Raw genomic sequence first — 12,837 nt, forward strand, 5'->3', positions numbered from 1 at the left:
CGTTGCTCCGCGATCTCCGCGCCTCCGCGTGAGGTCTCACACCTCGACGCGTGGCCGATACTCGCCGAGCCGGGTGCCGTGGTCTGGAGGGAGGCTTTGCGACCGGAAGGCCACGCGGGGGCGGTGGGAGGTTCGTTGACCTTGTTCGTCAATCGTGCGATCGCGTGGCCTGCGCTCCCGGAGCGTCGCTTAGACCACGGCACCCGGCGGAGTAGGATCTCTCGATGGAGAAGCGGCGCCATCGCAAGCGATACGAGCACGGCGGTGATGCGCGATACCTTACGTTCTCGTGCTTTCGCAGACTCCCTCTGTTTGGCAATGACCGGATCAAAGATGCATTCGCGGAGCATCTCGAAATCCGGCGACAGCGCGATGGGTTCCGACTCATCGCGTGGGTCATCATGCCGGAACACGTTCATCTGCTGCTGGTCCCGGCGCCGACACAGGAGTTGCCGCCCGTACTGCGCGGCCTCAAGGAGCCATTCGCCAGGATGATGCTCAAAACCTGGCGCGAACTCAACGCGCCAATACTGTCGCGGCTGGTTGATTCGCGAGGATTGACACGATTCTGGCAGCGCGGTGGAGGCTATGACCGGAACATCGTGAGCGAGCACGAGTTGTTGGAAAAGACCGAGTACATTCACAACAACCCCATGCGCCGCAGCCTCGTGGAAAAGGCGACGGCTTGGCCATGGTTGTCGGCACGCTGGTACGCAGGAGACCGTGGCGGGCCAGTCTCAATTGATCCGCTGCGGCCATAGTTCATCGGGGTGCCGTGGTCTGGAGGGAGGCTTTGCGACCGGAAGGCCACGCGGGGGCGCGGTGAGTGGGCCGTTCTGGCTGCGCGTCTATCGCGCTGTCGCGTGGCCTTCCCTCACAGAGCTTCGGTCAGGCCTCGGCACCCTGCTCAGAGTCGTTCGCCTGTTTGCTGCGCGATCGCGTGGCCTGCGCTCTCAGAGCATCGCTTAGACCACGGCACCCTAACGCCGACTCACACTTCCACGCGCGGCCGATACTCGCCGAGCATTTCGGGAAGTAGGCCGTCGTTGGCGAGGTGGAAGTGGAGCATCGCCAGGGCGGTGATGGCCGCGCGCTGGCGGATCATCTCGCGATTGCCAGGGAAGACGAACCGCCGCACGTGCGAACTCGGCTCGCCGTCTTCGTCGATGAACGCCAGGGCGACAAAGACGGTGCCGACGGGCTTAGCGCTGCTGCCGCCGTCGGGCCCGGCGATGCCGGTGATCGCCAGGGCAAAGCTCGAGCCGCTCTGGGCCAGCGCGCCGATGGCCAGCTGGTCCGCCGTGAGCCCCGACACGGCGCCGTGCTGCTCGATGGTCTCGGGCGCGACATCGAGCAGGTCGATCTTGAACTCGTTGCTGTAGGTCACCCAGCCGCCGCGGTAGACGGCGCTGGCCCCGGAAACTTCGGTCACCATCGAGCCCAGCAAGCCGCCGGTGCATGATTCGGCGGTGGCGAGGCTGGCACTGCGCGCCGCCAGTTGGCGCACGACCACGCCGGCGAGCGTGTCATCATCCTTGCCGAAGGCGTAGACGCCCAGGCGATCGCGAACCGTGCGCGCCGCGGTCACGACGAGGTCTTCCACGTCCGGCCCCGATCCGTCGGCGCGGATGCGCACGCTGACGACAAAGTCGCGCACGAGCGTGCCGACGACGGGCTGGGCGTCGCGCTGCATGAGGTCTTCGATCATTTCGCCGACTTTGCTTTCGGCGAGGCTCACGCTGTGGATCCAGGTGGTGAGGCAGCGCTGAGCGCCGTTGGTCAGTTGGCGCAGCGCCGGCTCGACGTGCTCGGCCCACATGTGCTTCATCTCGCCGGGCACGCCGGGCATGACGAACACGCGGGCCTCGCCGATCTGCGCGCGCAAGCCTGGAGCCGTGCCCAGAGCGTTGGGGATCAGGGCCGCCGAGGTCGGCCGCTGCACCTGCTGGAGGTTGCGGCGGGGCATGTCCATACCTCGCTTCTCGAAGCGCACCTTGAGCAGCGTCAGGGCCCGCTCATCCGTTTCGAGGCTTTCGCCCATCGCGTCGGCCAGCGCCTGCCGCGTCAGATCATCTTCAGTGGGGCCCAGCCCGCCAGTGATGAGCAGCACGCCCACGCGCCGGCCCGACTCGGCGATGGAGTCAGCGATGGACCGGCGATCGTCGGGCAGCGCGAGGTGAAACGCCGTCTCAATCCCGAGGCCGAGCAGTTGCTCGCTCAGCCACGTGCTGTTGGTGTCGACGCGATCGCCGCTGGTGAGTTCATCGCCGATGGTGAGGATGCCGGCCGTGATTGCGCTCATGCGGCAATACTATCAGCAAGATCGCGCGGCCGAATGAGGCATTCGCCCCGATCGGCGCTCAGCGCTGGCCCGCGCGGCCGCGATACCCCGTGGATGGGTCGCCGACGTGGTGCACCGCCAGCGAATTCGTCGAGCCCACCCGACCGCTCGGATGCCCCGCGAGAATGACCACCGGTTCGCCGCGATTCACCCAACCCCGGCTCAGCAGCAGTTCATCGAACAGCTCGGTGAACTGATCGAGATCGGGTGGCATGGTGATGGCCACCGGCGTCACGCCGTTGAGCACCGTGATGCGCCGCAGCGTCGAAAGATCATCCGAGCCGATGACGATGGGAATGCGAAAGTTGTTCTGGCTCAGGTGCAGCGCCGTCAGGCCCGACTCGGTCGCCGCGACGATGACTTTCGCCCGCACATCCTGCGCGATCATCCACGCGCCATGCGCGATGGCCGCGGTCCAGTGACCCTTCATGCGCTCGGTGGTCATCGGCGGCGGCCGGTGCGGCGTGCTGCGCACATACTCTTCGGTGGCCGCGGCGATGCGGCTCATCGTGTCCACCGCCAGCACCGGATAGGCGCCCACGGCCGTTTCACCTGAGAGCATGACGGCGTCAGCGCCGTCGAGGATCGCGTTGGCCACGTCGCTGGCTTCAGCGCGCGTCGGCGAGGCATTGGCGATCATCGTTTCGAGCATCTGCGTGGCGACGATGCACGGCTTGCCGCGACGCTGGGCGGCATCGACGAGCCGCTTCTGGATCGCGGGCACTTCGGCCAGATCCATCTCCACGCCAAGATCGCCGCGGGCGACCATGATCACTTCGGCCGCGTCGAGGATCGCTTCGATGTTGTGCAGCGCTTCGGGCCGCTCGATCTTGGCGATAATCGGCAGCGAGCGCCTCCCGCTGCCTTTCATCATCTCCAGAATGCGCCGGTGCAGCAGTTCGACGTCCGACGCCTGGCGCACAAAACTCATCGCAATGAAGTCGAGTTCGTTTCGGATGGCCCACTCGAGGCAGACGTAGTCCTTCTCCGTCACGCAGGGTAGTTTGACCTCGGTATTGGGCAGGTTGACGCCCTTGCCGCTGGTGATCAGCCCACCGGTGGTGACGCGGCAGACGATCTCATCGGGCTTCTGTTCGACGACGAGCATGCGAATGGCCCCGTCGTTGATCAGAAGTTTCTGCCCCGTCGCCACGTCACTGACCAGGCCAAGGTAGGTCGATGAGAAGCGCGGCCCCGTGGCGACGATGGGATCGCGCTGAAAGACAACGTCCTGACCCGCCTCGACGTGCACGCCGCCGTCGATGACCTGCCCAACGCGGATCTTCGGGCCAGACAAATCGCCCAGCACCCCGATCGGGTAGCCGAGTTCGGCTTCCACCTGGCGCACGTGGCGAAGTACCTGCAGGTGATCGTCCAGCGTGCCGTGCGAGAAGTTGAGCCGAAAGACCGAGGCCCCGGCTTCGACGAGTTTGCGAATCGTCGCGGCGTCGCTGGTCGCCTTGCCCAGCGTTGCGACGATCTTGGTGAGAGTGTTGCGGCTTCGCCACATGGATCGGACTCTTATCGGCTCGATTCACTCAACTCTACGATCGCGGCGTAATTCGAGCGGAAGAACTCCGCCCAGGCGATGCGGTCACGCTCGGCCTTGAGCGGGTCATAGCCCCTGGCCAGGCCCTCGGTCGAGCGGGCCAGTTTCCAGTCGGCGCGAATCGCGGCCAGGTGCTCGGCCGAGTCGAGCGAGACCACCGCGCCGTCGAGCAGCGTCACCGTCGGCATGGCATTGAACAGCCGCCGCATCTCAGCGACCCTCGCATCATCAGCCGGCAGCGCGTGCATCGCCTCCCACGCCGCGCGCAGTTCGTCGAGATTGTCGATCGCCATCGCGCCCAGCAGCGGCGCGACGAAACTGCGCATACTGGGGTCCCACGAGTCAATCGGCTCGGCGAGTTCAAACGGATTCACCGCGTCGATCAAGCGATCGAAGTACTGCTCGTACATGATCCGCCGCGCCGGCAGGCGGCGCAACTCGAACTGTCGCGGCCCGAGATCACCCTCGCTTTGCGCGAGTGGGAAGTCCCACAGCGCCTGACCCTCAATCGTCAGGCAATACTCGATGAAGCGGACGGCCAGTTCAGGATTCGGCCCGCCGTTGAGCAGGCTGATCGGATCGGGATCGATGTCCGACAGGCGCGGCGGATCGACGTAGCCGACTCGCTCGCTGCCGTCGGCGTTGCGGATGAACTGCGCCTGCGTGCGACCGTAGAAGTCGATGCACATGCCCATCGCCGCCTCGCCGAGGCTCACGTCGATGGGGATCTTGCTCGACGAGTCGGCGAAGTAGCGCGTGTTGGCGGCCGATTCGCGCAGGATGCGCCAGCCTTCGCGCCAGCCGAGCCGCTGAAGGATGACCTCGAGCGCCGTGGCGATCGAACCCGACTGACCCGGGTCGGCCAGCGCCACCCAGCCCACCAGGCGCGGGTCGGTCATGTCTTCCCACGTCTGCGGCCGCTTGACACCGAGTCGATCGAGCACGTCGATGTTGTAAACGATGCCGAAGCCCGACACAGCCGTGCCGAACCAGTGCAGGCCCGGCTCGTAGAGCACGTTGCGGCCGATTTCGTTCTCGCCGTACCACTCGTGCAACTGTTCGGCGCTGAACTCGACGGCGATGCTCACCGTCGCGGAGTGCGGCTGGCCGTCGGGCCCGACGGCCGTGATGGGCCTCATCATCTGGTTGTGTTCGTAACTGCCGCCGCCAAAGAGCAGGTCATAACTCATCGAGCCCGGGCGGATCGGCCCGCGCCGCAGCGCCGCTTCGTATTCGGCGAAGAGTTGGCGGCGGATTTCAGATGTGCCGCCGGGCGTGCGCCAGTCGATGACCACGCCGCGCCCGCCGTAGTGGGCTCGGTGCCAGCGATCGAAACCGAGCGCAAACTCGGTGCGGATCTGCTCGTTGTGCGGCGTGATGATGACCAGGCGCAGCGCCTCGCCGTCCACCGCTTCGGCGCGCGGCCGAAAGAGAAACGGCACGCCGAGCACGACGAGCAGGGCCGGCAGAAAACTCCACTTGAGCCAGTCAACGCGCACCCGTCAGTCTCCAGAACCCCGACTCGCCATGGCGCTCACGCCGGCGCGATTTCGCCGATCTCCCCGGCAAAGACCTGCGCCGCCTCCGCCACGGCGTCCGCCCATGGCTGCGAGTCGTCCCTTTCGTAGGCGTAGATGACGCTGCGGCTGGCGGTGATGATCGCGCCGCGCCCGTCTTGGTTGAAGCATGCCTGCACATCCTCCGCGCCGCCGCCCTGCGCGCCGTACCCGGGGACAAGGAAGATGCAGCGCGGCATGAGCGAGCGCAGCGAGGCGATCTCATCGCGCTTGGTGGCGCCGACCACGGCGCCGAGGTCGCTGTAGCCGAGCGTACCCATGTGCTCGCGCGCCAGGCCATCGACAACGCTGCCCACATGTTCGGCAACGCTGAGTCCGCTTTCGAGTCGAGCCTGCTGGATCGCATCGCCACCGGGGTTGCTCGTTCGCACGAGCACAAACGCGCCCCGCCCGCCCCTGCAGAACGGCTCGATCCCGTCGCCGCCAAGATAGCCGTTGATCGTCACCGCATCGGGCACGGCCAGTCGCGGCGCCAGTTCATCGCGATCGACCCACGGCTCGAAGATGCCCGCCGCATAGTGATCGGCGGAGATGCCGATGTCGCCGCGCTTCGCGTCGAGAATGACCATCAGCCCAAGGTCGTTGGCGTCGGCGATCAGGCTGTAAAGCGTTTCGACGCCTTCATCGCGATAGCGCTCGAAGCACGCGCTCTGAAATTTGACTGCGGGCACGACGTCGGCGACGGCGTCGAGCACCGTGGAGCAGTATTCGCTGATCGCCGCCAGCGCCGAGCGAGGCCCGTCGATGCGCCGCCGCAGTTCGCCCGGCAGCCGCTCGTGCACCGGGTCGATCCCCACGCACACGGGCGAACCCTTGCGGCCGATCGCGTTCAGCAGCCGGTCTGAGAAGTGCTCCACGTACTGGCTCCGGTGGTCTGGACGCACGAGTTTAGGCCGCCGCCGCGCTACCATTGCGCAATCCGCGCGGCCATCGCCCGCGCCTCCGGCCATGCTCGCCAAACCCCAACATCTCGACATCAAGCGCGATCGCGGCCTGACGGTGGAGTGGGCCGACGGCACGACGTCGTTCTACTCCGTGGCCTATCTGCGCAAGTGGTCTCCCTCGGCCGAAGCACGCGAACTGCGCGACCAACTGGCCCGCAACCCGCTCGCGGTGCTGCCGAAATCGGCCGTGTCCGACGGCACGCCGCTCACGATCGTCGATGCCGAATTCGTCGGCCACTACGCGATCAAGATCCATTTCTCCGACGGCCACGACACCGGGCTCTACTCGTGGGATTACTTGCGCGAGATCGATCCCGCCAACCGCAGACCCGATTCGCCCCGTGAGAGCCAGGGATGACCGATCGCGCCTGCGAAGCGCCGCTGCCCGGGCCGGCGGAAGGGACCAGCGTTGATTGGCTGCGCCTGGGCTGCCCGCACCGTGATCCGTTCACGCTGCGTCTGCGGGTCGGTCCGCAGCACATCAGCCGCATCATCCCGCACGTGCCCAACACGCTATTCGTTCAGTGGCTCGAATCGATGGCCGTGGCGCACAGCGACTCGCTGGGCTACACCGACCAGTGGCACATCGAGCGCGACCTGATCTGGTTCGTGCGCCGGCACGAGATCGACTATCTCGCCGAGGTGATGCTCGGCGACGAGTTGCTCATGGCGACATGGGTGGAGGGCTTCAACAAGACGAGTTCGCCTCGCCGCTACCTGATCTACCGGCCAAGTGATGACAAAGTCGTCTGCCGGGCGATGACCATCTGGGTGCTCGTCTCGCGCAGCGCCAGCAAGCCGCAGCGCATCGACCCGGAGATGGCGGGGCGCTATCTGGCCTGATCGTCAGCTCCGTCCACCGTCTCCTCGATCACCTGCTGACTCACCAGGTCATAACAGGTGGCGAGCAGGCCGAGGATGCGGAAGCGGCTGTCGGGGAACGGCGACGGGCCCAGGCGGCGCACCAGAACGTGCGACACCTCCGGCCGCGCCAGGCGCGTTTCAAAGTTGAGGATTTCCGGCCGCAGGTCATAAAACGAGTCAATCGCGCGCTCCAGCGCCAACGGCTCGGCGCCCGCGAGCGAGCGGTCGAGCGGCTGGTGGGCCGTGGCCGGGCCGGCGCCCGAGTCGATGGTGCGCTGGAGGCGGATGCGCTCGGCGAGTTCGATCGGATCGACGCCGCGCACCGTCCACGCGAGGGCCGGGTTGTTGTCGAGCCGTTCGGTGAGCAGGTGCGCCGCGGCCGCGCCGTGCTTGCACCAGCCGCTGCCACCGCGGTCGCGAATCGTCGGGCAGGTGCACGTGGGCGCCTCGACGGCGTCGCCCGTCTTGGGAAGCAGTCCCAGTTGAAGCGACTCAAGCACGGCGAGCAGTTCATCGCTCACCTCGCCTTCAGCCAGGCCGTGCGCCAACCGCGCCTCGCCCGCCAGCGCGTTGATGAGCCGCTCGATGGTGTCGTGGTCGAAGCGCGGCAGGTTCAACACCCAGCGGTACGCCCGGGCGTGGCGGCCCTGCACGCTGGCTTCAACGCGCCCGGGCAGGATGTCCAAACTGACGATCTGCCCCAACCGCGCGTAGTTCATCCCCTCTTCGAACTTCGCTGCGTCGCCGACCGAATCGCGGGCGAACTCGAGCCACTGCCGCGCCAGGCGGTGCGAACCGAGCCGGTCCGCCTTGACGTTGAGTTTGAGCCCACGGCGCACGCGCCGCGGCTTGTCGGGCAGGCGATGAGGGTATCGGCTGGAAGGCGAGGTGCTCACGGCATCGCCTCCTCCGTGGTCGCGTCATCCATCTCTTCACCGCCGCCGGGCACATCCTCGTAGCGCAGCGCCAGCACTTCGCGCAACTGGTCGGTGCTCAGTTCGGTCAGCCACTGCTCGCCGCTGCCGACGACGTTCTCGGCCAGTTCCGTCTTCTGCTCGATCATCTCGTCGATTCGCTCCTCGAGCGTGCCCGAGCAGACGAACTTATGCACCTGCACGGCCCGCGTCTGGCCGATGCGGAACGCGCGATCGGTGGCCTGGTTCTCGACGGCGGGATTCCACCACCGGTCGAAGTGGAAGACGTGATTGGCGGCGGTGAGATTGAGGCCGAAGCCGCCGGCCTTGAGCGACAGGATGAACACCGGGCACGTTCCGTCGCGCTGCTGAAAACGGTCGATCATCTCCTCGCGTTTGCCCATGGGCGTGCCGCCATGCAGGAAGAGGACCTCGACGCCGAGTTCCTTGCGGATCATCGAAGCCAGCAGGTGCCCCATCTCGCGGAACTGCGTGAACACCAGGGCCGCATCGCCCTCGGCGACGACTTCTTCGAGCATCTCGACGAGGCGCGCCGTCTTGCCGCTGCGGACGGGCTTGACAATCGCGCCCTTGCCTTCCTCGCCGTCGCGCAGGAAATGAGCCGGGTGATTGCAGATCTGCTTGAGTTTCACCAGCGTCGCCAGCACGAGGCCGCGCCGCTGGATGCCCTCGCTCGCGTCGGCCTGCTGGAGCATCGTCTGCACCGTCGCCTCGTACAGCCGCGCCTGCTCGGGCGTGAGCGAGCAGTAGATCTTGTATTCGAGTTTGTCGGGCAGATCGGCGATGACGTTGGGATCGGTCTTCAGCCGCCGCAGCACAAACGGCTGGATGAGATGCCGCAACTGCTCGATGCGCCGCTGGTCGCGGTAGCGTTCGATGCCCAGCGCGAACTGGCGGCGGAACTCGTGCGACGAGCCGAGATACCCGCTGTTGAGAAAATCCATGATCGACCACAGTTCGCTCAGGCGGTTCTCGACCGGCGTGCCGGTGAGCGCGATGCGCCGGTCGGCCTGCAGGTCGCGGATCGCCATCGACTGCTTGGCGGTGGGATTCTTGATGTTCTGCGCTTCATCAAGGCACACGCGCCACCAGCGGATGCGACCGAGCGTCTCGCGATCGCGGTGCACCAGCGCGTAGGTGGTGATGACCACGTCGTGCTGCTGGGCGTTGAGGATCATCTCCTCGCCCGTCGCCCGCGTCACACCGTGGTGCACCAGGACGCGCAGCTCCGGCGAGAAACGCCGCAACTCGCGCACCCAGTTGCCCACGACCGACGTCGGTACCACCAGCAGCGTCGGCCCGGCAGAACGGTCGCCGTTCGCATCCGGCTCGCGCTCGGCCAGCAGCAGCGCGATGAGTTGAATCGTCTTGCCCAGGCCCATGTCGTCGGCGAGGCAGGCGCCAAGGCCGAAGCGGTCGAGGAACGCCAGCCAACTGAGGCCCTTGACCTGGTAAGGACGGAGATTGCCGACGAAGTCATCGGGCTGGGGCAGGATCGGCATGGTCCGCGCATCGGCGCCTGCGGCGCTCGTGCCAAAGAGCTGCCCCACCCAGCCGTCGGCGTCCATACCCAGCACCGGCAAGCCGGCCGACTCAGGCGTCGTCCCGTACGCCATGCGCAGCGCCTCGCGCAGGGTGATCTCACCCTCCTCCGCCTGCTCGTAGAACGTCTGCGCCCCTGCCAGGTCGCGCGGCCTGATTTCCACCCATTCGCCGTGCAGGCGAACAAGCGGCGAACGCTGCTGCGCAAGGCGCTCGAATTCGTCTCGCGTGAGAATGTGGTTGCCGATGGCCACCTGCCACTGGTACTGCACGATCGAATCGAGCCCGATGGCCGCACGCGTGCCGTTCACGCGCGCTGCGCCCGGCGAGAGGTCCACGTCGGCGCTGTGCACCTTGAGCCGCGCCGACAGCCGCGCCTCGGGCCGATCCCACCAGCCGGGCACGACCACGCCGAAACCCGATTCCTCCAGAACCCGCCGCGCCTCGCGCAGGAACAGATACGCCTGGTCCGTCGTGAGTTCGACGCTGACGGGGTGCGCCTCGACCAGCGCCGGCTCGAGCGGCGCGAAGAGTTTCGACGCCCGCTTGAGTTCGCCCAGGAGCAGGTCGTGCGGCTGATCGATGCGCAGCCCCTCCACCACCTGCACGTCGCCGGAGAACGACCAGACCTCCGCCGCACCGATGCGCACGCCCGGTTCATCAACCGATTGCAGATGCAGCGTGAGCGGCCAGAGCACGCCCCGGTCGGGCGCGTACAACTCGCCGTCGTCCTTGAGTTCGCCCGGCTCTTGGAGTTCGAAGCACAGACGGAACGCGCGTCCCTGGCCGACGTCATAGAGGCGCCCCAGCCACTGCCGCACCCCGCGCATCAACTGCACGGCGTTGGAGACCGGCAGTTTCATCTGCGACTCGCGCCCGAGAAGACTGGTGAGCCAGGCGACGTGCTGGTCGCTGAGCGGGTCGCTCTCTTCGATCGCCTCGGGGATGCCGTCTTCGGCGAAGAGGCGCCTGATCTCGGCGTCCGCCACGCCATTGGTCATTTCGTCGATGATGGTCCACGAATCGCCCGCGGCCTCATCCACGGCGCAGCGCGCGATGGCGGGCATGTGGCGCACCAGCGTGCCCATTCGCCCGGCCACGTCCTCGTCGCCGACCCACAGCCGCCAGTGCCCGCGGAGCATCCCACCCAAGTCCTGTTCGAGCGTGGGGATAAACCGCTGGGCCACGAGCAACTCAGCGATGAAGCGCCCGACGCGGATCCAGTACTCGATCGAACTGCCCAATCGAATCGAATCGGGCAGGTCGTCGCAGGCGCGGTCCAAGGCGCTGAGCGTCTGCAGCACCCGCTCGGCCGGCACGGCGACTGCAGGCGTTTCCCAAGCGCACAGCGACTCGGCGGCCACGGCTGACGCGTCCAGCCCGGCCTCGGTCAGCGCCAACGGGCTCGGCGCCGGCGCCGGGCCCAGCGAGGGCAGTTGGAGGCGCAGCGAGCAGGGCGCCAGAGAGGAGCGGTCTACCCCGAGTTCGGCCAGTGCTTCTTCAAGCGCGGCCAAGGGAGGTGAATAGGGATGAGCGGGCGCATGGCCGTCGCCGCCCGCGGGCGCGGCCGCTCCATTGGACAGCGGCGGCGCTGACCGAACCGCTTCGGTGGACTCCGCCCAGAACGCCAGTCGATGCGCGGACCAGTTGGCGTGAATAATCAACATGAAACCGGCGTGACTCCCTTCGCCGCCCTGGCCCCGAACTTGTGCCCGGCCGGGGCTGGTCGCCAATGGTCGCGCTGGGACTCGAACCCAGGACCTGCGGATTAAAAGTCCGATGCTCTACCAACTGAGCTACGCGACCGCGAAGAGGGACGGTAAGCATCCCCCCGCAACCGATCAATGATTTGCGGCCTGCCGACGCGCAAATCGGTGGTTTTCGAGCCGGTTCACGGGTTTGCTTGGGGAGCCGGTTTGACTGCCGCGGTCGTATCGGACCGCGGCCGGGCCGCCTCGATCAGGCAAGCCGCTGCGGCCAAAGTTGCCATCACCCGCCTTGCGGACGTTCAGCATCGGGCGTCGGCTGCCGATACTTCTTGAAGCCGTCGCGCCGTCCCGTGCGGCAAGTCCGCAGACGCAGGCACAGGAGTGGGTTATGCCGCATCGCGACATCATTGACCGGTTTCGGGCCAATGAGAACCTGCCGTCTCTTCCCGGAGTCGCGCTCGAGGTGCTCTCGCTGACGGAGCAACCCGACTGCACCATCGAGCAACTGGCCAACGTCATCCAGAACGACCCGGCTATCACCGCCCGCATCCTCAAGATCATCAATTCGCCGCTGTTCGGCGTCGCCAAGGGCATCACGTCCATCAAGCAGGCCTCGACCTTGCTGGGCATGCGCAAACTGCGCATCATGGCCCTGAGCTTTTCCATCGTGCAGGCAATCCGCCGGCCACAGTCCGACGGCTGCTTCAATTACGAAGCGTACTGGCGCCAGGCGCTGACCGCAGCCGTCGCCGCTCGCCTGCTGGCCACGAAGACGGCCCGGCCTCTTTGTGAAGATGCGTTCGTCGCCGGCTTGCTGCACAACATCGGCATCGTCGCCGGCTATCTCACGGCTCCAGACCTCTTCCAGCCACTGCTCAACCGGAGCGGGAAGACGGGCTGGTGGACGGTGGAGGACGAACGGGAATTGCTCGGCGCGACGCACGCGGTGCTCACCGCCGAACTGCTCATCGTCTGGGGCCTGCCCGACGCCCTCAGCAGCGCCGTGCGCCAGTACCGCGACGCTCAGCCGCTTCCCGTCGGCGCCTTCACCACCCCCGATCTGCCGCATCTGATCGCGGCCGGCGTGTGCATTGCCGATCTCTTCGCCGGCGACGCGACGGTTGCCGACATCGAACAGTGCCGCACGCGCTGCATTCAGCTGACAGGCATCGACCGCGACCTGCTTGAGCAGGTGCTCGACGCGGTGGCGACTCGGGTGCAGGAGATCGCGGGAATGCTCGTGGTCAAAATCGGCCCGACGCTGTCGTATGAGCAGATCCAGCGGCAGGCGGAGAGCCAACTGGCGCAGGCCATCGCCGGCCCCGCCGCACCCGAGCCGCGCAAACGCCGCGATCGCGCGGCCTGACGCCTGCAGC

At 66.8% G+C, this 12,837-nt stretch carries 10 protein-coding genes and 1 tRNA gene; 4 read left to right on the forward strand and 7 right to left on the reverse strand.

Features of this window, described 5'->3' with window-relative positions:
* Window positions 1-224: 224 nt before the first annotated feature.
* Window positions 225-761 carry a transposase gene (locus IT430_17615; GenBank protein MCC6909757.1) on the forward strand — a complete coding sequence of 179 codons (537 nt, stop codon included), beginning with the start codon at window positions 225-227 and terminating at the stop codon, window positions 759-761.
* A gap of 230 nt (window positions 762-991) precedes the next feature.
* Here the strand turns inward: IT430_17615 and IT430_17620 are convergent, their stop codons facing one another.
* Genes IT430_17620 through pyrF form a run of 4 tightly spaced genes read right to left on the reverse strand, consistent with a single transcriptional unit; the run spans window position 992 to window position 6,324 of the window.
* Window positions 992-2,302, reverse strand: coding sequence for a CinA family nicotinamide mononucleotide deamidase-related protein (locus IT430_17620; protein ID MCC6909758.1), 1,311 nt, complete (start codon window positions 2,300-2,302; stop codon window positions 992-994).
* A 58-nt stretch (window positions 2,303-2,360) separates the two neighbouring features.
* Window positions 2,361-3,851, reverse strand: coding sequence for a pyruvate kinase (gene pyk, locus IT430_17625; protein ID MCC6909759.1), 1,491 nt, complete (start codon window positions 3,849-3,851; stop codon window positions 2,361-2,363).
* 11 nt (window positions 3,852-3,862) lie between these two features.
* The gene (locus IT430_17630) at window positions 3,863-5,389 is read right to left on the reverse strand and encodes an extracellular solute-binding protein (GenBank protein MCC6909760.1); all 1,527 of its coding nucleotides are present in this window, start codon (window positions 5,387-5,389) and stop codon (window positions 3,863-3,865) included.
* 35 nt (window positions 5,390-5,424) lie between these two features.
* Complete coding sequence (gene pyrF / locus IT430_17635) at window positions 5,425-6,324, reverse strand: orotidine-5'-phosphate decarboxylase (protein ID MCC6909761.1); 900 nt, start codon at window positions 6,322-6,324, stop codon at window positions 5,425-5,427.
* 91 nt (window positions 6,325-6,415) lie between these two features.
* Between pyrF and IT430_17640 the strand changes: the two genes are divergently transcribed.
* A complete protein-coding gene (locus IT430_17640) occupies window positions 6,416-6,769 on the forward strand; it encodes a DUF971 domain-containing protein (protein ID MCC6909762.1) in 354 nt (117 codons plus the stop codon).
* A complete protein-coding gene (locus IT430_17645; GenBank protein MCC6909763.1) occupies window positions 6,766-7,254 on the forward strand; it encodes an acyl-CoA thioesterase in 489 nt (162 codons plus the stop codon). Before IT430_17640 ends, IT430_17645 begins: the two co-directional genes overlap by 4 nt.
* On the opposite strand, the gene IT430_17650 is transcribed toward IT430_17645, so the two are convergent.
* From IT430_17650 to IT430_17660, 3 genes are all read right to left on the reverse strand, one after another.
* The gene (locus IT430_17650; GenBank protein ID MCC6909764.1) at window positions 7,242-8,171 is read right to left on the reverse strand and encodes a hypothetical protein; all 930 of its coding nucleotides are present in this window, start codon (window positions 8,169-8,171) and stop codon (window positions 7,242-7,244) included. The two genes, IT430_17645 and IT430_17650, sit on opposite strands and share 13 nt — an antisense overlap.
* The gene (locus tag IT430_17655) at window positions 8,168-11,419 is read right to left on the reverse strand and encodes a DEAD/DEAH box helicase (GenBank protein MCC6909765.1); all 3,252 of its coding nucleotides are present in this window, start codon (window positions 11,417-11,419) and stop codon (window positions 8,168-8,170) included. The genes IT430_17650 and IT430_17655 overlap by 4 nt, the downstream gene beginning before the upstream one ends.
* Before the next feature lie 66 nt (window positions 11,420-11,485).
* A tRNA-Lys gene (locus IT430_17660) sits at window positions 11,486-11,558 on the reverse strand.
* A gap of 291 nt (window positions 11,559-11,849) precedes the next feature.
* On the opposite strand from IT430_17660, the gene IT430_17665 reads away from it, so the two are divergent.
* Entirely contained in the window at window positions 11,850-12,827 is a 978-nt protein-coding gene (locus IT430_17665) for an HDOD domain-containing protein (protein MCC6909766.1), read from the forward strand.
* The last annotated feature ends 10 nt before the right edge of the window (window positions 12,828-12,837 follow it).

The sequence above is a fragment of the Phycisphaerales bacterium genome, assembly GCA_020852515.1.
Taxonomy (GTDB): domain Bacteria; phylum Planctomycetota; class Phycisphaerae; order Phycisphaerales; family UBA5793; genus UBA5793.

Excerpts from the sequence above, each read along its gene's own strand:
- IT430_17615 (MCC6909757.1), top strand. The coding sequence starts at position 225 with ATGGAGAAGCGGCGCCATCGCAAGCGATACGAGCACGGCGGTGATGCG.
- IT430_17620 (MCC6909758.1), bottom strand. The coding sequence starts at position 2,302 with ATGAGCGCAATCACGGCCGGCATCCTCACCATCGGCGATGAACTCACC.
- pyk (MCC6909759.1), bottom strand. The coding sequence starts at position 3,851 with ATGTGGCGAAGCCGCAACACTCTCACCAAGATCGTCGCAACGCTGGGC.
- IT430_17640 (MCC6909762.1), top strand. The coding sequence starts at position 6,416 with ATGCTCGCCAAACCCCAACATCTCGACATCAAGCGCGATCGCGGCCTG.
- IT430_17645 (MCC6909763.1), top strand. The coding sequence starts at position 6,766 with ATGACCGATCGCGCCTGCGAAGCGCCGCTGCCCGGGCCGGCGGAAGGG.
- IT430_17655 (MCC6909765.1), bottom strand. The coding sequence starts at position 11,419 with ATGTTGATTATTCACGCCAACTGGTCCGCGCATCGACTGGCGTTCTGG.
- IT430_17665 (MCC6909766.1), top strand. The coding sequence starts at position 11,850 with ATGCCGCATCGCGACATCATTGACCGGTTTCGGGCCAATGAGAACCTG.